The organism is Roseateles sp. FW305-36, from assembly GCF_058787015.1.
This window is the reverse complement of record NZ_JBYSZK010000016.1, coordinates 110481-129828: the sequence shown is the minus strand read 5'-3', so window position 1 is coordinate 129828 and position 19348 is coordinate 110481. Positions and strand designations below refer to the sequence as shown.

Below are 19348 nucleotides of genomic sequence, written 5' to 3'. Positions count from 1 at the left end.
TGCAGCCTGTCCGGGGTCGACCGCTGGCCCGGGTGAATCGACCGACGCCGGGGCCCGGCCGGTTCCACGATTGGGATGCGGTGAGGACGCCGCCGATGGCTGCGGCGCAGCGGCATCTGAAGCTGCGGGCGCGGGGGCAGCTGTCGGAACAGGTGGCGGGGCGGCCGCCAGCTCTTCCTTCTTCTGGCAGCCAGCCAGCATCAGACCCAGGAGCAGGCCGAGCAAGAGGCGGCTCAGGCCATGACCGGTTGGAATGCGCATGTTCTCGTCCTTCCCAGGCAAACAACGGCAGCATAGGGAGGAGGCCAGGGCTGGCGCATCCCGATATCTGTGGATTTGCCGGCATCGAGTCCGGCTCAGAGCTGCAGGGCGCGTTCCAGGAAGCCCGTCATGCCCAGGCGCTCGAACTCGCGCCCCGCGCGGTCGCGGGCGGCTTGCCAGCTGTCGTCCAGCCGCAGTTCGGCCTCCAGCAGGGCCGTGACAGCGGCCTCGTGCAGGGAGTTGCGCTGCTCACCAGCGCCGCGCGCCAGGCCCAGGTAGCGCTTGGCGCGCTCGGTGTCGCCCAGCCTGGCTGCCAGGCGGGCCGAGGCGCGGTAGGCCATGGCGCCGCCGATCCAGTCGTGCTGGCGGCCGCGCTTGAGGGCCCGGGCCACATGGTGGCGGGCCGCGCCGGCGTCGCCCTGCGTGGCCAGGATGTCGGCCAGCCAGCCGTGCTGGAAGCTGCTGTAGAGACCGCCGCCGCGCGGGGCCAGCCAGGCGGTGGCGTCCAGGATGTGCTGGCGGGCCGTCGGGTCGGCCTCCTGCATCCAGGCGCCATAGCCACCGGCCGCGTGGCCCATGGCGCAGGTGAACATGCTGCGCACCTGGGCGCCGACGCGGTGGGCGACGAGGGCGGCCTCGCGGGCCTCGCCCCAGCGGCCTTGCCACAGCAGCACGGCGGCGCGCCAGCCCTGGATGCTGGCCTCGACGGCATGGCCGCTGCCGTCGAAGGGCGTCAGGGCCTCGGCGAAGATCTCGTGGGCCTGGTCGAAATGGCCCTGGTCGCCCAGCACATAGGCGCGGCAGCACAGCGAGAAGGACAGGCCGATCTGGTTGACGGCGCTCTTGCGGGCGCGGGCGCGCTGGCGGGCGATGGCCAGGTCCAGCATGGGCAGGGCGTTGGCGTAGTCGGCCGCCGCGGCCTGCAGCTGGCCGACGGTGCCGGGCAGCTGGGCCAGCAGGGCATGGTCGCCGCAGTCCTGGGCCATCTCGACGGCGGCGCGCGCATGCTTGAGGCTGTCGCGCGTTTCGCCCAGCGCATAGCCCACATAGGACAGCCAGTACTCGGTGCGGGCGATGAGGCCGGTGTCGCGCTCGGCCTGGGCCAGCTCGGCGGCGTGGCGCAGCACGCGCAGGTCGTCCTGGGAGGCATCGAAGACGCAGGCCATGCCCAGGCGCTGGGCGATGGCCACCCAGCGACGACGGCGCTCGCGTCCTTGGTCATCGCCGTCGGGCAGGAACTCGAGGGCGGCCAGCGCCGCGCGGAACTGCTTCTTGGCACGGTCCAGGGCCGACGCGGCCAGGGCCTGGTCGCCGGCGGCCTCGGCATGATGGGCGGCGGCGGGCCAGTCGTTGGCCGCGGCGTCGTGATAGGCCAGCTGTTCGTGCAGCTCGTTGCCACCGTGGGCAGCCAGCTCGGCGCTGATGCGGCGGTGCAGGGCCTGGCGCTCGTGCAGGCCGGTGGCCTCGTAGACGACGTCGCGCGTGATGCCGTGCTTGAAGCGCAGATGGCCGGGGCGCTGGTCCGGGAAGATGAAATCCTGCACCGCCAGGGCCTGGACGGCCGGGTGCTGCTCGCCGCAGCCGGCCAGGGCCTCCAGCAGCCAGACCGGGATGACATTGCCGATGACGGCGGCGATGCGCACCAGCTGGGCCTGGTCGGGCGGCAGGCGGCCGACGCGGGACTCGACCAGGGCGGCCAGCCAGGCCGAGCTGCTCTGGCCGGCAGCCATCGTCCCCTGGCCTTCGCCGGCATCGGCGGCGGCGTGGCAGAGCTCCTCGATGAAAAGGGGGTTGCCGCCGGCGTGGCGCTGCACCTCGGCGGCGATGAAGGGGTCGATCTGCGGCAGCAGCTGCTGCACGGCGCGGGCGGCCTCGGTCTCGGTCAGCGGCGGCAGCTCGATGAGGTCGGCGTCACCGTCGTTCGCGCTGGGCAAGGCGGCGGTGCTGGGCAGGGGACGGCTGGCCGTCAGCAGCATCAGCGGCAGACCTTCGCGCTCGGCGCCGGCGCGCAGGCGGTGCAGCAGGCGCAGCGAGGCATCGTCGGCCCACTGCAGGTCGTCGATGAAGACGAGCTGGGGCGTGCGCCGCGCCAGGGCCAGCAGCAGGGTCAGCAGGGCGTCGGCGCGCTGCCCGGCCTGGCTGTGCTGGGCGGCGAAGAGCTCGGGCGGCGCCTCGTGCAGGCCGTCCAGGCCGCGCAGCATCTGCAGGAAGGGCTGCAGCGGCTCGGCGCTGAGATAACTCTCGCAGTAGCCGCGGTGGATCTGGCAGGCCTGGTCGGCCGCACGGCGCAGGAATTCCTCGGTGAGCCGGGTCTTGCCGACGCCGGCACCGGCGCGGATGCCCAGCCACAGCGTGGTGCGGTCGTGCAGGGTGCGGGCGAGGGCGGCGTCCAGCGTGGCCAGCTCGGCGCAGCGGCCGACGAAGGGTGCCAGGCCGCGGCGCATGCTGGCCTCGTAGCGGCGGCTCACCGGCGCGCGGCCGAAGACGCGGTAGACGGCCAGCGGCGTCGCGCGGCCGCGCAGCTGCAGCGAGAAACGCGGGCCGGTGTCGAAGAACTGGCTCTGCAGGCCCAGGCTCTCCTCGCTGGCGATGATCTCGTCGCGCTTGGCGGCCTCCGAGAGCCGCGCCGCGATATTGGGCGCGTTGCCGAGCAGCTCGAAGCGGCCGCGCATCTGGTCGCCCTCGTTGACGAGGACGATGCCGGCATGGATGCCGCTGTGCAGGGCCAGGCCGGGGAAGTCGGCGGGGCGGGGGCCGGGCGGCATCAGCTCACGCACCGCGTTGTGCAGCTCCAGGGCAGCTTCGGTGGCGCGGCGGCCGTCGTCCTCGCGGACCTCGGGGTGGCCAAAGACGGCCAGCATGCCGTCGCCCTGGATGCGGGCGATGACGCCGCCGTGGTGGGGCACGATGCGCTCGTACAGCGTGCGCAGGCCGGCCAGCATGGCCGCGTAGTGCTCGGCCTCCATCCATTCGGCCATGGCCGTGGAGCCGCTGAGGTCGACGAAGAGCAGGGTCAGCAGCCGGCGCTGGCCGACGGGGGCGGGTGTTGCAGCGAAGGGAGCGGAGGACTCGGTCACGGCGCCGGCCATCCTAGCTGTTGCACCCGCAGGGTAACCGCATGAACAGGCTGTTTTGGGGACCCAGCTCTAAGGGTCGTGTCGCCGGTTGACCTTCGTCAACCTTGCAGCGGCTGGAAATCGGTGTCCGCCACCGTGCGCGGCGCGTCGGGGGGCAGGTCTTCCTCGCGCAGGCCCAGGTAGATGGGTTCGCCGTTGCGCCGGTGGATGTTGATCTTGGCGTTGTAGACGCGGTGGATCAACCCGTGCTTGTCGGCCATCTGGTACTCGCTGATGCCCCACAGGCCGGTGTTGTCGCGTCGGCCGGTCAGGTAGCAGGCGATCTCGTCGACCTCGGAGCCGGCGAGCTTCAGGCCGTTGAGACTGCGCAGCGGGGCGCGGGTGCGCTCGACGAAGTCCAGGCTGTCGATGCGGATGTCCTCGCTGGTGGACTCGTCGTGCATCAGCGTGTTGAACTTGCCCACCAGGATCTGGCCCGGCTCGGCGCGCTCGATCATGCGGGCGAGCTCGATGGTGACCTGGCCGACCAAATAGCTGAAGGAGGTCGGGTTCAGGCCTTCGGATTGGTAGAACTCGTAGTGCGAGCCGACGTGGAAGCAGGCGCGCAGCTTGGGCACCGACTCGGGCCGCGTGGCGCGCTCGCGGGCCAGGGCGTTGTCGGCCAGGATGAACTGCATCAGCTGGTACAGCTCCACATTGGCCTCGACGCCGCGCATGCGGTTCCAGATGTAGAAGCCGTCGCCCGTCGTCGTGCGGGCGAAGTTGATGTTGATCTCGCGGTCCAGCAGCTTGGCGTAGGCCGCGTTGACCGAGCAGGACAGGCTGTTGAGCTGCACCACCTGCTGCAGCGGCGTCAGCAGCGAAAAGCCGACGGCATCGAACAGGATGACGGCGCGGTCCTCGACCAGGCGGATGCCGTAGCGCGCCGCGATGGCCGCGATCAGCGGCAGGCCCAGGCCGCGCTCGGGGTTGAAGGGCAGGTCGATGACCTTGGGCGTGATGCCCAGGGACGCAGAGACGCTGTCGAAGGCCTGCTTGTCCAGGTGCTCCTGGTTGGACAGCAGCTTGTCCAGCAGCCGCGTGCGCCGCGTGACCTCGGTCAGCGGCGAGGTGCCGTCGCCCAAGGTGTACTCGGTCAGCATCTGGTGCGGCGCGACGAGGACGCGCAGGCCGCGGGACTCGGGCGTCCAGGCGTAGATCAGGTTGTCGCCCAGTCCCCACAGCGTGTAGAGGGCCTGGTCGAGCAGGATGATGTTCTCGCGCAGGGCGGTTTCGCTCAGGCCAGCGGGGGCCGGATAAGCCATGAAGCCATCCAGCCAGGACCGGCGTTTGCGCAGCTCTTCTTTCAAAGCGGGCTCCAATCAGAAGCCCGGATTGTCTTTCAGAGACGCGTGATTTTTTCACGCCAAGCCGACTCGTCGGCACAGCAAGGGCCGCCGGCCTGCTGCGCCGGCGACTCGGCTCGGGTGTCGGGGGTCATTTCAAGGGTCATGCGAGGGCTCAGGCGCGGCGGGCGGTGATGGTCACGCGGGGCAGTTGCGCAACTTCACGGACGGCGTAACCGGTGACGACGACGCGCGGCAGCTGGGCGACTTCCTGCGTGGCCTTGCCGGTGATGACGACGCGGGGCAGCTTCTGGATTTCTTGCGGGGCGGCGCTGGCGGCAAAGGCGGTGAACGCGAAGGCGGCGACGGCGGCGGCTTGGATCAGGACGGTGGTCTTCATGGTGCTTCCTTGGGGTTTCGTTCAGCGGTATTGCTGTGTCGATGGAAGCAGTTTCGGCAACCGAAGCCCGCGCCGCCAGGGCGCTGCGATGAATCGTCAGACGCGGGCCGCGAGCTGCATGCGGCCGCGACGGACGGTCAGTTTTTCGGCGCCAGATGCGTGGCCAGGAAGGCCTCGATGTGCTGCCAGTAGTCCCGCTGGTGGTCGCGCTGATACAGACCATGGCCCTCGCCGGCATAGGACAGCCATTCGGGCGGCCTGCCGGCGTTGGCCAGCGCGTAGCGCAGCTGGCTGCCGTGGGCCAGGGGCACCCGCTCGTCGCGCTCGCCATAGGCCAGCAGCAGCGGGCCCTGCAGCTGGTCCACCCGATTGATCGGCGACTGGGCGGCGAGCAGCTTGGCGTCCTTGTCCGGGTCGCCGAGGAAGCGGGGCAGCGTGAAGGTCAGGATCTCGGCTTCGGCATCCGCCCAGTGGCGGGAGGCGAGCTTGGCCAGGTCGGTCGGCGCGAAGCCGGCCACGGCGCAGGCCATCTGGCCGCGCGACAGGCCCATCAGGGCTGCATAGCCGCCGTAGCTGTTGCCCACCATGCAGACGCGCTTGGGATCCGTCAGACCCTGCTTGACGGCCCAGGCCAGGGCGTCGTCGAGGTCGTCCTGCATGGCCAGACCCCATTGCTTGTCGCCGGCATGCAGCCAGCGGTAGCCATAGCCCAGGCTGCCGCGGTAGTCGACCTCGAGCACGAGGTAGCCGCGCGAGGCATAGAACTGCGGCTCGGCCTGCCAGGCCCAGTGGTTGCCGCGCACCCAGGGGCCGCCATGCACCAGGATGACGGTGGGTGCCGGGCCGGTCGCCTCGGGGTAGGTGACCACCATGGGCAGGCGGTAGCCGTCGCGCGCGGCGGTGGCCGTGGCCTGGCGCGGCCGGCCTTCGGGCAGCCAGGGCATGCTGGCGGCCAGCGGCGTGAGCTGCTTGCTGTCGCGGTTGAACAGGAAGTAGCGCGGCGGCCGGCGGTCGGTCTGGGACGTGACCAACATCATCGGCATCGTCAGGCAGCGCCGGCAATGCAGGCTGTTGGCCGCGCCTGGCAAGCGGCGGTCCACCTCCGCCTGGGCCTCGGCCAGCATGGGCGCCAACCAGGCGCTCTGCGGCACGTCGGTCTCGAAGTGGGCGCCGATCAGCTCGCCGCTGGCGTCCAGCACCAGGCGCGGCTGCAGGGCATGGGTGTTGGAGCCCAGCAGCTTGGTCGTCGGCGCATCGGGGTTCAGCTTGTCAGCGCGATGCAGGGTCCAGCGGCCCTGTTCGGTGACGAGCAGATAGAGGCGCCCGCTGCGGTCCACGCGCAGCGGCCAGCGCGAGAGGTCGCCCTCGCCGGAGTCCTGCCAGACCTGCCAGGGGCCGTCGCCTTCACGCCACCAGATGCGCGTGCCGCCGATGCCGTTGAGGCCGATGGCGAAGCGCGGGTTGCCGTCAGCGTCAAGCACCCAGGACGTGACGCGGCCGGGCGCCCCCTCGGTCAGCGCGTGGCGCTCGCCGGTGCTGGGGTCGAGCCGGGCCAGGTCGACGTGGACGATGCGGTGCTGCAGGTCGCCGACATAGTGACGCAGCACCAGGGTGCCATCGCGCAGCGGCGGCTCGTACAGGCTCCAATTGGCGTCCAGCATGCGCGCGGCCTGGGGCGTGCCGTCCTTGCTTCGGTGGCCAAAGGGGTTGACCCATTGCTTGAGGTTGCTGCCATCGCGGTTCAGCGTCCACAGACCGGAGCCGACGCCCCAGCCCTCGCCGTCCACACGGGCGCGCACCGTGAAGGCCAGGCGTTCGTCGTCCAGCCAGTGGATCTCGCGGATGTCGGCCTCGGCAAAGGCCTTGATGGGCACGGCCTCAGTCGGCTTGTCGGTGTCGATGACGGCCAGGCTGGTGGTCTTGCCATCGGGGTTGACGATGGCGGCGACATGCTTGCCGTCAGGCGACAGCACCGGGCCGGAGAAGGCCGGCGGACGCTGGAAGTCGTCGATGCTGGGCGGGGCGGCCTGGACGATGGAGGCGGCGAGCAGCAGGGAAAAGAGAGTAAGTTTCATCATCAGGGTTGGGCGTTGCCGATATGGCGGGCCAGGAAGCGCTCGACGCGGCCCCAGAAGTCTTCGTTGGTCTTGAGATCGAACCAGCCGTGGCCTTCTTCGGGGTAGACCACCCATTCCAGGGGCTGGTCGGGGCGCAGGGCGGCCTTGAGGTCGGTGCCGTGCTTCAGGGGCACGCGGCGGTCTTCGCCGCCATAAGCCATCAGCAGCGGCATGCGGATCTCGGCGGCGCGGGCCAACGGCGAGGTCTTGCGGATCTGTTCGGCGTCGGTGTCGGGATCGGCCACCAGCTGTTTCATGCCGTACTGCTTCCACTCCTCGGAAGCGTCGCTCCACTGGATGCTGCTCATCAGCCCGATGTCGGTGACACCGACCCAGTTGACGGCGCACTTGAACAGATCGCCCTGGGTCACCGCGCCCATCATGGCGGCATAGCCCCCGTAGCTGGCGCCCATGATGCAGACGCGCTTCGGGTCGGCCCAGCCCTGCTTGACCGCATAGGCCAGGGTGTCGGCGAGGTCGTCCTGCATGGCCAGGCCCCACTGCTTCCAGCCGGCGTGAAAGAGCTGGAAGCCGTAGCCGGTACTGCCGCGGAACTCGGGCTCCAGCACCAGATAGCCGCGGCTGGCCAGGAACTGGGCCTTGGCCTCCCAGCGCCAGTGCGTGCCGCGCACATAGGGACCGCCATGCACCAGCACCACGGTCGGGCGCGGCGCCGGTTTGCCGGGCGGCTGGGTGACGAGCAGCGGGATCTCCAGGCCGTCGCGGGCTTTGAAGCGCACGACGTCGCGCTGGCCCATCTCGCGCAGCGGCAGGTCGAGCCGCGTGCCGGCCAGGGGCTGGATGCTCTTGTCGGCCGGCTTGTAGAGCCAGTAGCGCGGCGGCATCTGGTCCGAGATGGAGGTGACGACGAGGTTGGCGACGTCCAGGCAGCGTTCGCACTCGATGCGGTTGACGGTGCCGGGCAGCTGGGCGTCGATGTCGGCCTGGCGGGCCTTCATGGTGGCGTCCAGCCAGAGGGTGCCCGGCGCGTCGGTCTCGTAGCGCAGCCCGAGCAGGCGCTTGGCAACCGGATCGAAGACCAGCGCGCCGTCGAAGTCATAGCCCTTGAAGCTGATCAGCGGCTCGGCCTCGGGCTGCTGGGTCTTGGGATCGAGCCGGAACAGGGCGCCATAGCCGTGGTAGCTGGCCTCGACCAGGGTCTGTCCCTCCGGCCCGAACCAGTAGGGACGGAAACCCTGGCGGCGATGGGCGGTGTCTTCGTACCAGAGCTTCCAGCTGCCGTCGGCCTGGCGCAGATAGCCCTTGACGCCGCCCTGGGCCAGCGCCTCGACGGCGCGCGGTTCGCCGCGCCAGTCCACCTTCCAGTCGATGACGTTGTCGGGCAGGCCCTGGTTGAGGTTGCGGGTGAGGCCGGTGCGGGTGTCCAGCCGCACCAGCTGCATGCCGGTGCTTTCCTTCTCGTGGGCCCAGCGCAGCCGCCTGACGAGGATCTCGTCGCCACCGTCGGGCAGGGTGTCGAAGAAGCGCCAGTTGGCCTCCAGCCGCCGGTCGTTGATGAGGCTGCTGGTGTTGCTGAGCCACTGTTTGTCGCTGTTGATCAGCTGGCGGTATTTGCTGCCGTCGCGATCCACCGCCCACAGGCCGGGCTGGAAGACGCGGGTGCTGCCGTCGGGCGAGTTGCTGACCTGAAAGACCAGGCGGTCCTCGTTGACCCAGTGGTGGTTGCCGATGTCGGCGTCATGGAAGCCGGCGACGATCTTGGGCATGGTCAGGTCCTGCAGATCCATGACGGCCAGCCAGACGCGGTCGCCCTTGCCCGCCGCCAGCACGGCCAGGTAGCGGCCGCTGGGGCTGAGCTTGGGCTGGCTGATGCCGGGGCGCTTGAAGAAGGCCGTGACCGGCGGTGCGGCCTCGGCGGGCGGGGTGACAAAAGCGCAGCCGATGGCCAGGGCCAGCATGCCAAGCAACGTCCTCATCGGGACCTCCCAGTCGGTGTTTGGACGCGGCGGATTGTGGCGGCCTATCATGGCCGGTTCGCTTGTGAAAACTGCCATGGCTCTCCCGGATCTGCCCGAAGTCCCCGAATCCAGATTCATTCGCGTGCGCGGCGCGCGCACCCACAACCTGAAGAACATCGATGTCGACCTGCCGCGGCATGCGCTGGTCGTCATCACGGGCCTGTCGGGATCAGGCAAGTCCTCGCTCGCCTTCGACACCCTGTATGCCGAGGGGCAGCGGCGTTACGTCGAGAGCCTGTCCAGCTACGCGCGCCAGTTCCTGCAGCTGATGGACAAGCCCGACGTGGACATCATCGAGGGTCTGTCCCCGGCGATCTCCATCGAGCAGAAGGCCACCTCGCACAACCCGCGCTCGACGGTCGGCACGGTCACCGAGATCCACGACTACCTGCGCCTGCTCTATGCCCGCGCCGGCACGCCCTTTTGCCCCGACCACGACCTGCCGCTGGAGGCGCAGTCGGTCAGCCAGATGGTGGACGCCGTGCTGGCCATGCCGGACGAGAGCAAGCTGATGCTGCTGGCGCCGGTGGTGCGCGACCGCAAGGGCGAGTTCGTCGAGCTTTTCCAGGACCTGCAGGCCCAAGGCTATGTGCGCTTCCGCGTCGACGGCGCGACGGTGGAGGCGCCCGACATCCCGGCGCTGAAGAAGGCCGAAAAGCACGACATCGACGTCGTCATCGACCGCATCAAGCTGCGCCACGATTCGGCCGACAGCCTGCGCCAGCGCCTGGCCGAAAGCTTCGAGGCGGCGCTGCGGCTGGCCGACGGCCGGGCCCTGGTCATGAACATGGACAACGAGCAGACGACGCTGTTCTCCAGCAAGTTCGCCTGCCCGATCTGCTCCTATTCGCTGCCCGAGCTGGAGCCGCGGCTGTTCTCCTTCAATTCGCCGGTGGGCGCCTGCCCGAGCTGCGAGGGCCTGGGCCAGGTGACGGTGTTCGACGCCGACCGTGTCGTCGCCTTCCCGACGCTGAGCCTTGCCAGCGGTGCTGTGAAGGGCTGGGACCGCCGCAACCCCTACACCTTCTCGCTGCTGGAGTCGGTCGCCGCCCACTACAAGTTCGACGTCGAGATGCCCTGGGAAAACCTGCCCGCCACGGCCCAGGAGGTGCTGCTGCGCGGCTCTGGACAAGAAGACATCAGCTTCGTCTACCAGGCCGAATCGGCCTCGGGCAAGAAGCGCTCGGTCAAGCGCCAGCATCCTTTCGAGGGCATCCTGCCCAATCTGCAGCGGCGCTACAAGGAGACCGATTCGGCCGCCGTGCGCGAGGATCTGGCCCGCTATATGGCGGCCAAGCCCTGCCCGTCCTGCGAGGGCTCGCGGCTGCGGCGCGAGGCGCGCCATGTGGTGCTGCAGCCGGCCGATGCGCCGGCAGGCGTGCGCGGCCGGCCCATCTACGAGGTCGAGCATTCGACGCTGCGCGAATGCCTGGACTATTTCGAGTCGCTCAAGCTCAAGGGCAACAAGGCCGAGATCGGCGACAAGGTCATCCGCGAGATCGCATCGCGGCTGCGCTTCCTCAACGACGTCGGCCTGAACTACCTGAGCCTGGACCGCAGCGCCGAGACCCTGTCGGGCGGCGAGGCCCAGCGCATCCGGCTGGCTTCACAGATCGGCTCCGGCCTGACCGGCGTCATGTATGTGCTGGACGAGCCCAGCATCGGCCTGCACCAGCGCGACAACGACCGCCTCATCGCGACGCTGAGGCGCCTGCGCGACCTGGGCAATTCGGTGCTGGTGGTGGAACACGATGAGGACGCCATCCGCGCGGCCGACTGGGTGCTGGACCTCGGCCCCGGCGCCGGCGTGCATGGCGGCCAGGTCATGGCCCAGGGCACGCCCGACCAGGTGGCGGCCAATCCGCAGTCGCTGACCGGCCAGTACCTGAGCGGCACGGCGCGCATCGAAGTGCCGGTGGCACGCCACAAGGCCTCGGGCGAGGTGATGCGCATCGTCAACGCGCGCGGCAACAACCTCAAGGGCGTGACGGTCGAGATCCCGGTGGGCCTCTTCACCTGCGTGACCGGTGTGTCCGGGTCGGGCAAGAGCACCCTGGTCAACGACACCCTGTACGCCGCCGTCGCCAAGAAGCTTTACCAGAGCCACGCCGACCCGGCTGCCCACGACGAGATCGAGGGCCTGGATGCCTTCGACAAGGTCATCAACGTCGACCAGTCGCCCATCGGCCGCACGCCGCGCTCCAACCCGGCCACTTATACCGGCCTGTTCACGCCCATCCGCGAGTTGTTCGCCGAGATGAACACGGCGCGCGAACGCGGCTATGGCCCGGGGCGCTTCAGTTTCAACGTCGCCGGTGGCCGCTGCGAGGCCTGCCAGGGCGACGGCGTGCTGAAGGTGGAGATGCACTTTCTGCCCGACGTCTACGTGCCCTGCGACGTCTGCCAGGGCCGGCGCTACAACCGCGAGACGCTGGAGGTGCTCTACAAGGGCAAGAACATCACCCAGGTGCTGAACATGACGGTGGAGGACGCCTTCGAGCTCTTCAACGCCGTGCCCACTCTCGCGCGCAAGCTGCAGACGCTGCTGGACGTGGGCCTGGGCTATGTGAAGCTGGGCCAGAGCGCGACGACGCTGTCGGGCGGCGAGGCCCAGCGCGTCAAGCTGGCGCTGGAGCTGAGCAAGCGCGACACGGGGCGCACCCTCTACATCCTGGACGAACCGACCACCGGCCTGCATTTCGCCGATATCGCCTTGCTGATGAAGGTGCTGCACCAGCTGCGCGACGCGGGCAACACCATCGTCGTCATCGAGCACAACCTGGACGTCATCAAGACGGCCGACTGGCTCGTCGACATGGGGCCGGAAGGCGGCTCAGGCGGCGGCACGCTGCTGGTGGCCGGCACGCCCGAGGACGTGGCGGCCTGCGAGGCCAGCCACACGGGGCGCTATCTGGCGCCGCTGCTCAGGAAGCGCTGATCAGGGCCTGCGCTGGCGGGCCCGGAAGATGACGACCAGCAGGCCCAGGGCAATCATGGCCCAGGTGCCGGGCTCGGGCACGGCCGGCGTATGGGCCAGGTCGGTGGTCACCGTACCGGGCGGCAACGGCGGCATGCCGATGATGACGGGGCCACCAGGGCCGCCGGTCAGGAGCGAACCGGGTGGGACGGGCGCGCTGGCCAGCGTTGGCACGCCGGACGTGGCGGCGAAGCTGTCCGGTGCCGCGGCGGGGGCCGGGCCGGCAGCCGGCGCTTCGAATTCCAGGGGCGCGGTCTCCTGGCCCTCGCGGGTCGACGAGGCGACATTGGCGGCGCGCGCGGGCGCGACGGCAGTGGGTTTGTCCAGGCGGCGGATGCGGCTGACGTTGCGGCAGACGGTGGGCACGAGGATGCACTGGCCGTCCTCGCAATAGACCAGGCCGCGCTCCTGCGTCGTGGCGGTCCACTTGGTGCGTGTCACGGTGCGGCAGATGGCGCCGGGGCCGAAATGCATGTCGCGGATCTCGGGGGCGTAGCTCGCCTTGCCTGTGATGCCGTCGCGTTCGATGACGGCGATGTCGTCATAGCTGCGCGCCTTCATCCGGGCCTTCAGCTTTTCACGAGTGGCGGCCGGGATGTCCTTGTAGTGATCGACCGCCGCGACCACGTCACCCATGAAAGGGTTGACGCCCGGACGGTCCCAGCTGCACTGGGGCAGCGTGGAGCCGGCGGATACGGCGAGAGCGAGCGTGGCGATCAGGGACATGCGGGGCCCAGAAAAGGGTCGCGCCCGAACCAGGGCGCATGTCCCTAGTATTAGGGAGATAGAGGGTTTGTACTCGTTGAAGACCCGCAAAGTGGGGGTGGGCGCGGAGTGCGATAAATCACGCAAATCCTTGAAAACGATTGGCAGTTGCACACCACCGGGCAACCCGGTCATTGCTGCTATCGTGCCTGCCGCTGTTCCTGCCCCCAGACCTCCCCATGCCCGACCGCGCCGCGCCGCTGGTGCTTTACGTCGAAGACGACCGCATCCACCTGATCCTGATGGAGGAGGTGTTCCGGCTGCTGCCGGATTGGGAGTTGCGCATGGTGGAGACGGGCGCCGAGGCCTTGGCGGCGCTGGCGGAGTGCCCCCCGGCCCTGGTGCTGGTGGACATGCACCTGCCCGACATGACGGGCCTGGAGCTGCGTGCACGCGTGGCCGCCGATGCAGCCCTGACCGAGGCGCTGCGAGACGTGCGTTGGGTGGCCCTGTCGGCCGACAACCCCGGTGCCGTCGTGCGCGCCGCCCGCGCGGCGGGCTTCGACGACTACTGGCTCAAGCCCATCGACGTGCCGGTGCTGCAAGCCGGGCTACGCAAGCTGCTGGGCTGAGCAAGGACCGAGGACAGCACCTGCGTGCTGTCTGACGCCTTGCGAAGGACTGGCTGCCTACGAGCAGACAGGCATGACAAGGACCGAGGACAGCACCTGCGTGCTGTCTGACGCCTTGCGAAGGACTGGCTACCTGCGAGTAGCCAGGCAGGAACGGACGAAAAAAAGCCCGGTGGAACCGGGCTTGCGTTGACGAGGCCGCGGCAAGCGCGGCGCCGCTTCACTTCAGGTGGCTGTTGATCAGCTTGGTCATCTCGAACATGTCGGCCTTGGCCTTGCCGAAGATTTCCTTCAGCTTGGCGTCGGCGTTGATGACGCGCTTCTGCAGCTCGTCCTGGAGCTTGTTCTTCTTGATGTATTCCCAGACCTTCTTGGTCACGTCGGTGCGCGGCAGGGGTGCTGCGCCGACGATGGCGGCCAGGGCCGCGCTGGGGGTCAGTGCCTTCATGAAGGCGGCGTTGGGCGTGCGCTTCTTGGCGGGGGCTGCGGCCTTCTTGGCCGGAGCTGCCTTCTTCGCGGGCGCGGCCTTCTTGGCCGGAGCTGCCTTCTTGGCAGCAGGCGCCTTCGCGGGCGCCGCCTTCTTCGCCGGGGCGGCCTTCTTTGCCGGTGCCGCCTTCTTCGCGGGCGCGGCCTTCTTCGCAGTTGCCATGTCGATTCACTCCATCAAAGGTTGTTGATGTGCCGGGTCCGGGTGAAGGCCGCGTAAGCCTTCAATACTCTCTAGCACCCTGCGGCGGCGATGGTACTGCGCTCCCCAGGGGAAGAGAAGGCTTTCATAGAGGGGATGACCCGCAGAGGCCCATGAAATCGGCCCTTTGAGGCCCTGCATGTCGCGAGGCCGCATCACTTGGGCCTTCTCGAGGCTTGCAGTCAGGCGACGTCGTCGCCATCGGCGGCGCGCTTGGAGCCGCTGAACATCGCGCCGACGAGGTTCTCGCGATGCCGCCAACTGGTCACGACGACACCGCCGAGATGGCCGATGACGAGGGTGGCGATGCCCCAGGCCAGCCAGGCGTGCAGGTCCGACAGCCACTCGTAGCCCCACAGCCAGTCGGTCGTGTAGAGCCAGCCTGTCAGCGACAGCGCCGCGGCGGTGGACCACAGCGCCAGCACCATCCATCCACCCAACGGGTTATGGCCGATGTAGCGCGGCTCATGGCCGGCGCGCATCGAGCGGGCATAGGCCAGCACGGCGCGCGGGCCGCGCACGAACTGCGCGAGGCGCGCATAGCGGCCGCCGGTGAAGCCCCAGATCAGCCGCAGCGCCACGGCCGCGGCGGCCACATAGCCGGCGGTGTGGTGCCATTCGTCGAAATGGCTGGGCGGCCAGTGGCCGCTGATCCAGGCGGTCGCGACGGCGGCCGCCAGCGTCCAGTGCAGCAGGCGAACGAGGCCGTCCCAGACGCGGATGCGCATCGCCGATTACTTCTTCTCGGCGGGCTGCTCGCCCTCCGGATAGACGCGCTCGAAGGTCTTCGGGTTGAAGAAGGCCTCGGCCTTCTTGCCGGCGCCATCGAAGCCGTAGACCTCGTAGCAGCCGTTGTAGTTCTTCACCACGCGGACCTTCCAGCCTTCGCCTTCCAGCTTCTTTTGCAGTTCCATCTGCGGCTTCATCTCTTCCTTGGGCATGGCCGGGCAGGAGACGTTGCCGTGGGCGAAGGCGGTAGAGGCGGTGACAGCGAGGAGCAGGGGAGCGAAATATTTCATGGGGAGTCCTTCAACGGGAGTTACCGGGCCAGAGCAGCGCCGGGCCGGCGTCGGCGAGAGTCTTGCAGCCGGAGAGGGCCATGGCGATCTCCAGCTCGTCGCGCAGCAGTCGCAGCGCATGGGCCACGCCGAGAGCGCCGCTGGCGGCGAGGGCGTGGACATAGGGGCGGCCCAGCAGCACGGCGTTGGCGCCGAGGGCCATGGCCTTGAGAACGTCGGTGCCGCGGCGGATGCCGCCGTCGACGAGCAGGGGCACGTCGGGACCGAGGGCCGCGCGCAGTGGCGGCAGCAGCTCGGCGGTGGGGGGCAGCGTGTCCAGCGCGCGGCCGCCGTGGTTGCTGACGATGAAGCCGGTCACGCCGCGGGCGATGGCCTCGCGCGTATCGTCGGCATGGGTGACGCCCTTGAGCAGCAGCGGCAGCTTGCTCTCGGCGCGCAGCCAGTCGATCTCGCCCCAAGTCGCTGCACGCGGCATCAGCCCGTCGAAGAGTGCGCTCTGGCCGGGCTGCAGGGTGAGCGGCCTCTTGATGCCGCCGAGGTTGACGGCGCGGATGTCGTCGGGCAGCTTGAAGCCGGTGCGGCGTTCGCGATCGCGCGCGCCGTGCACGGGCGCGTCGACGGTCAGCACCAAGGCCTGGAAGCCGGCCGCCTCGATGCGGCGCAGCAGGGCACGCATGAAGTCGCGGTCGTCGCGCCAGTAGAGCTGGAACCAGAGCGGACCGGCGGACGCGTCCGCCAACATGGGCGTCGCGACGGCCTCCATGTCGACGCTGGCCTGGGCGCTGAGGATGAGGCCGGCCTCCTGGGCGGCGGCGGCATGGGCGATGGCCAGCTCGCCGTCGGCGTGGAAGAGGCGCTGGTAGGCGATGGGCGCCAGCAGGATGGGGTGGCGCAGCTCGCGGCCGAGCAGGCTCACGCGGGTGTGGCCACCGGACAGGTCGCGCAGCACGCGCGGATGCAGCTTGATCGCGTCCCAGGCGGCGCGGTTGGCGCGCAGCGTGATCTCGTCGGCCGCGCCGCCGTTCAGATAGGCCCAGGCGGGGGCGTCGATGCGCGCTTTTGCGGGCGCCTCGAAATCGGCCAGGTTGGCCCGGCCTTCCGGCAGCGATTCGATGCGCGGTGCCGTCACGTGTCGGCCCACATCCTGAGGAGGTTGTGATACGTGCCGGTGAGCTGGACCAACTCTTCCGTCTCGCCCAACTCGCCGCGCAACTTCATCAGGCTCATGTCCATCTCGTAGAGCAAGCGGCGCTGCTCGTCGGCGCGCACCATGCTCTCGATCCAGAAGAAGCTGGCCAGGCGCGCACCGCGCGTGACCGGCTCGACGCGGTGCACGCTGTTGCCTGGGTAGACGACCATGTCGCCGGCCGCGAGCTTGACGCGCTGCTCGCCGTAGGCGTGTTCGATGACCAGCTCGCCGCCGTCGTACTCGGACGGCTCGCTCAAGAAAAGCGTGCAGGAAATGTCGGTGCGCACGCGCTGCAGGCCCCCGGGCAGGTAGCGCACGGCTTGGTCGACATGGCTGCCGTAGGCGTTGGTCGTGCCGCCGTAGCGGTTGAACAGCGGCGGCAGCACGCGCTTGGGCAGCGTGGCGGAGAAGAAGACGGGATGCTTCTCCAGCGCCTGCAGCACCAGGGCCTGCAGCTCGCGCTGCTGTTCGCTGCCGGGTTGCAGCTGTTCGTTGTTCTTGACCTGGGCGGCCTGGCGACCGGCGGTCGTGCGGCCATCGGCCCAAGGGGCGATGGCCAGCAGTTCGCGGGCGCGAGCCACGCCGGCAGCGTCGAGGATCTGGGGGATCTTCAGCAGCATGGCGGTGCGCAGGTCTTTCGGGATTAGAACTTGTAGGTGCCGGTCAGCGCGACGACCCGGCCCTTGCCGGGCACATAGTGGCCCGTGTAGAGCGTGTCGGCGTAGAGCTTGTTGGCCACATTGTCGATGTTGAGGCGGAACAGCAGCGCGTCCTCGACGACCGTGTACTCGGCCATCAGGTTGGCGATGATGAACTTGGGTGCGTAGAAGCCGGGGTTGCGGTTGGGCTGCTGGCCGCTGCGTGCGTTGACGCCGCCACCGACGCGCCATTGCGGCGTGAGTTTGTAGGTCGTCCACAGGCTGCCCGAATAGCGCGGCGTCAGCGACGGACGCGCGCCCCGGCCTTCGGCACCTTCGGCGGCGATGTCGATGATGGCTGTCGGCATCCACGTGAAGTTGCCGAAAACTTCCCAGTCGGCCGTGATGCGGCCGGTGATGTCGACGTCGATGCCCTGCGCGTGGCGTTTGCCGGACAACTCGACCAGGTTGGTCAGCGGGTCGGTATTGCGCTCATGCAGCTTGGTGGCGCGGAAGATGCCGAAGCGCGTCGTCAGCTTGCCGTCGGCCGAGTCGTACTGACCGCCGAGCTCGAGGTTGACCGACTTCTCGGGCGGGATGTTGGCGTTGGCGGCGCTCAGCGAATAGGTGTCGCCCGAGGTGTTGAAGGACGTTGCGCCCATCAGGTGCAAGGACAACTGGGCGCTGGGCTGGAACAGCACGGCGGCGCGCTTGCTCCACTCCGAGATGCGCATCGCATAGGGCTGGGTCGTGACCGGCGTCGCGGCGTTGTTGGGGATGTTGTAGACGCTGTAGTCGCCGTCGAGCCTGTCGTAGCGCAGGCCGGCCAGCAGCTTCCACATCGGCGCGACCTGGATCAGGTCCTGCACATAGGCGCCATAGCCCTTGGAGACGTAGTCGTTGTTGGTGCGGAAGCTGCGCTTGCCTTCGTCGATCCAGGCGCCGTCGTCCGGTGCGCCGATGGTGGTGGTCGGCTTGGTCGGCACGACGCCGCCTTGGGCCGCTGAGTAGGCCGCGTAGACCTGCTTCTTTTCCTGCGAGAAGTCCACGCCGGTCTGCAGGTTGTGGTCCATGCCGGCGGCCTTGAACTTGGCGCTCAGGTCGCTCTGCGCGGTGACCGTTTGCATGTCCTGCACCTTGAGCTGGGTGCCGCGGTTGATGACGGCGTTGGGGCCGAAGGTGTCGAGAGACACGGCCACCTTGGTGGGCTGCAGGTTGGCTGCGGCGAAGCGCACCGTGCCGGCGCGCTGGTCCCGCGTGTAGGACGCATAGCGGGCCTTGGTGACGAGCTCGACGTTGGGGCTGAAGCGGTGGGTGTGGGTCAGCATGCCGTAGTTGGCCGAGCCCTTGTTGTAGTCGCTGGCCATGCCGTAGTAGGCCGTCGGGTCCAGCGGCAGCAGCGTCGTCGCGCTGGTGGGCGCGGTCAGCGTCGGCTTGATCCAGGGCATGCCGTAGTTCATGCCGTTGTTGTTGTCCAGGGCGTAGAGGGTCAGGCTGAATTCGTCCTGCTCGTCGATGCCCCAGCGCAGGTTGCCGGCGAGGCCGCGCTTGTCCAGCGAGGTGCCGGCGCCGTCGTTGTCGGCATCGGTGGCCATCACGCCGACGCGCAGCGCCGACGTTTCGCCCAGGCGCTTGTTCAGGTCGCCGACGAGGCGCATGCCGCTGTGGCTGGCCATGGTCACGTCGATCTGGTTCTGGTCGGCCAGCAGGGCCTGCTTGGTGACCTGGTTGACGGCGCCGCCGCTGGAGCCGCGGCCGAACATCAGCGCGCCGGAGCCGCGCAGCAGTTCGACCTTGTCGAGGAAGAAGGTGTCGCGGTCGTAGAAGGCCGGGTCACGCATGCCGTCGATGAAGATGTCGCCGGTGCTCTGCAGCGAGATGCCGTGGATCTTGATGTCTTCCTCGCCCCCTTCGGCCGCCTGGAAGGTGATGCCGGCGGTGTTCTTCAGCACTTCCTTGACGTTGTCGAGGTTGCGATCGTCGATGAGCTTCTCGGTGACGACGGTCAGCGACTGCGGAATGTCGCGGATGTCCTGCTTGCCCTTGCCGATGCGGGTCTCGGTGGCCTGGTAGCCGTCTTTGCCCTGCGGCTCGACATTGACCTTGGCGCGCACCGTGGGCAGCACGCTCTCTTCCTTGGCGGGCGCCTTCTCGGCGGGAGTGGTCTGGGCCAGGGCAGCCGTGGCCAGGCCGAAGCCGGCGGCAAGGGCGCCCAGGGGCAGCAGGGCCGGAGCCCTGTTCGATTTGTGCTTGCGGGACATGGAAATTTCCGATGGATCGTGGATGGGCATGGCTTTGCCCCTGACGGCGCAAGGCGCCGCCCACGGCATGGCTACTCGGG

The 19348-nt window shown here is 69.0% G+C and carries 14 protein-coding genes; 2 read left to right on the top strand and 12 right to left on the bottom strand.

Features of this window, described 5'->3' with window-relative positions:
* Window positions 1-356: 356 nt before the first annotated feature.
* From AC3WOE_RS24790 to AC3WOE_RS24770, 5 genes are all read right to left on the bottom strand, one after another.
* Window positions 357-3338, bottom strand: a complete 2982-nt coding sequence (locus AC3WOE_RS24790; RefSeq protein ID WP_492694164.1) for an AAA family ATPase — start codon at window positions 3336-3338, stop codon at window positions 357-359.
* 98 nt (window positions 3339-3436) lie between these two features.
* Entirely contained in the window at window positions 3437-4642 is a 1206-nt protein-coding gene (locus AC3WOE_RS24785) for a hypothetical protein (RefSeq protein ID WP_492694162.1), read from the bottom strand.
* Window positions 4643-4838: 196 nt separating this feature from the next.
* Window positions 4839-5063: a hypothetical protein gene (locus AC3WOE_RS24780; RefSeq protein ID WP_492694160.1), complete on the bottom strand. Its 225-nt coding sequence runs from the start codon at window positions 5061-5063 to the stop codon at window positions 4839-4841.
* Window positions 5064-5200: 137 nt separating this feature from the next.
* Window positions 5201-7138, bottom strand: a complete 1938-nt coding sequence (locus AC3WOE_RS24775) for an alpha/beta hydrolase family protein (protein WP_492694158.1) — start codon at window positions 7136-7138, stop codon at window positions 5201-5203.
* A gap of 2 nt (window positions 7139-7140) precedes the next feature.
* Complete coding sequence (locus AC3WOE_RS24770) at window positions 7141-9117, bottom strand: alpha/beta hydrolase family protein (protein ID WP_492694156.1); 1977 nt, start codon at window positions 9115-9117, stop codon at window positions 7141-7143.
* A 76-nt stretch (window positions 9118-9193) separates the two neighbouring features.
* Between AC3WOE_RS24770 and uvrA the strand changes: the two genes are divergently transcribed.
* A complete protein-coding gene (uvrA, locus tag AC3WOE_RS24765; protein WP_492694154.1) occupies window positions 9194-12097 on the top strand; it encodes an excinuclease ABC subunit UvrA in 2904 nt (967 codons plus the stop codon).
* Here uvrA and AC3WOE_RS24760 read toward each other — a convergent pair whose 3' ends face one another.
* Window positions 12098-12862: an MHFG family PEP-CTERM protein gene (locus tag AC3WOE_RS24760; protein ID WP_492694152.1), complete on the bottom strand. Its 765-nt coding sequence runs from the start codon at window positions 12860-12862 to the stop codon at window positions 12098-12100.
* 218 nt (window positions 12863-13080) lie between these two features.
* Here AC3WOE_RS24760 and AC3WOE_RS24755 point away from each other — a divergent pair, with 218 nt between their 5' ends.
* Window positions 13081-13473 (top strand): response regulator, encoded by a 393-nt coding sequence (locus AC3WOE_RS24755; protein WP_492694150.1) that lies wholly within the window; start codon window positions 13081-13083, stop codon window positions 13471-13473.
* Window positions 13474-13693: 220 nt separating this feature from the next.
* Here AC3WOE_RS24755 and AC3WOE_RS24750 read toward each other — a convergent pair whose 3' ends face one another.
* The 6 genes from AC3WOE_RS24750 to AC3WOE_RS24725 form a co-directional block, all read right to left on the bottom strand.
* Window positions 13694-14122: an SWIB/MDM2 domain-containing protein gene (locus tag AC3WOE_RS24750; RefSeq protein WP_492694148.1), complete on the bottom strand. Its 429-nt coding sequence runs from the start codon at window positions 14120-14122 to the stop codon at window positions 13694-13696.
* A gap of 221 nt (window positions 14123-14343) precedes the next feature.
* Entirely contained in the window at window positions 14344-14889 is a 546-nt protein-coding gene (locus tag AC3WOE_RS24745) for a cytochrome b/b6 domain-containing protein (RefSeq protein ID WP_492694147.1), read from the bottom strand.
* A gap of 6 nt (window positions 14890-14895) precedes the next feature.
* Window positions 14896-15180, bottom strand: a complete 285-nt coding sequence (locus AC3WOE_RS24740; protein WP_492694145.1) for a PepSY domain-containing protein — start codon at window positions 15178-15180, stop codon at window positions 14896-14898.
* A 10-nt stretch (window positions 15181-15190) separates the two neighbouring features.
* Entirely contained in the window at window positions 15191-16309 is a 1119-nt protein-coding gene (locus AC3WOE_RS24735) for an alpha-hydroxy acid oxidase (RefSeq protein ID WP_492694143.1), read from the bottom strand.
* Window positions 16306-16989, bottom strand: a complete 684-nt coding sequence (locus AC3WOE_RS24730) for a Fe2+-dependent dioxygenase (protein WP_492694141.1) — start codon at window positions 16987-16989, stop codon at window positions 16306-16308. Before AC3WOE_RS24730 ends, AC3WOE_RS24735 begins: the two co-directional genes overlap by 4 nt.
* A 23-nt stretch (window positions 16990-17012) precedes the next feature.
* Window positions 17013-19268, bottom strand: a complete 2256-nt coding sequence (locus AC3WOE_RS24725; protein WP_492694139.1) for a TonB-dependent receptor — start codon at window positions 19266-19268, stop codon at window positions 17013-17015.
* Window positions 19269-19348: the final 80 nt, after the last annotated feature.

What these genes read in the sequence shown, in the direction of transcription:
- AC3WOE_RS24770 (WP_492694156.1), bottom strand. Translation starts at nt 9,117, where the DNA reads ATGAGGACGTTGCTTGGCATGCTGGCCCTGGCCATCGGCTGCGCTTTT.
- AC3WOE_RS24760 (WP_492694152.1), bottom strand. Translation starts at nt 12,862, where the DNA reads ATGTCCCTGATCGCCACGCTCGCTCTCGCCGTATCCGCCGGCTCCACG.
- AC3WOE_RS24745 (WP_492694147.1), bottom strand. Translation starts at nt 14,889, where the DNA reads ATGCGCATCCGCGTCTGGGACGGCCTCGTTCGCCTGCTGCACTGGACG.
- AC3WOE_RS24730 (WP_492694141.1), bottom strand. Translation starts at nt 16,989, where the DNA reads ATGCTGCTGAAGATCCCCCAGATCCTCGACGCTGCCGGCGTGGCTCGC.
- AC3WOE_RS24780 (WP_492694160.1), bottom strand. Translation starts at nt 5,063, where the DNA reads ATGAAGACCACCGTCCTGATCCAAGCCGCCGCCGTCGCCGCCTTCGCG.
- AC3WOE_RS24750 (WP_492694148.1), bottom strand. Translation starts at nt 14,122, where the DNA reads ATGGCAACTGCGAAGAAGGCCGCGCCCGCGAAGAAGGCGGCACCGGCA.
- uvrA (WP_492694154.1), top strand. Translation starts at nt 9,194, where the DNA reads ATGGCTCTCCCGGATCTGCCCGAAGTCCCCGAATCCAGATTCATTCGC.
- AC3WOE_RS24740 (WP_492694145.1), bottom strand. Translation starts at nt 15,180, where the DNA reads ATGAAATATTTCGCTCCCCTGCTCCTCGCTGTCACCGCCTCTACCGCC.
- AC3WOE_RS24725 (WP_492694139.1), bottom strand. Translation starts at nt 19,268, where the DNA reads ATGTCCCGCAAGCACAAATCGAACAGGGCTCCGGCCCTGCTGCCCCTG.
- AC3WOE_RS24775 (WP_492694158.1), bottom strand. Translation starts at nt 7,138, where the DNA reads ATGAAACTTACTCTCTTTTCCCTGCTGCTCGCCGCCTCCATCGTCCAG.
- AC3WOE_RS24755 (WP_492694150.1), top strand. Translation starts at nt 13,081, where the DNA reads ATGCCCGACCGCGCCGCGCCGCTGGTGCTTTACGTCGAAGACGACCGC.
- AC3WOE_RS24785 (WP_492694162.1), bottom strand. Translation starts at nt 4,642, where the DNA reads ATGGCTTATCCGGCCCCCGCTGGCCTGAGCGAAACCGCCCTGCGCGAG.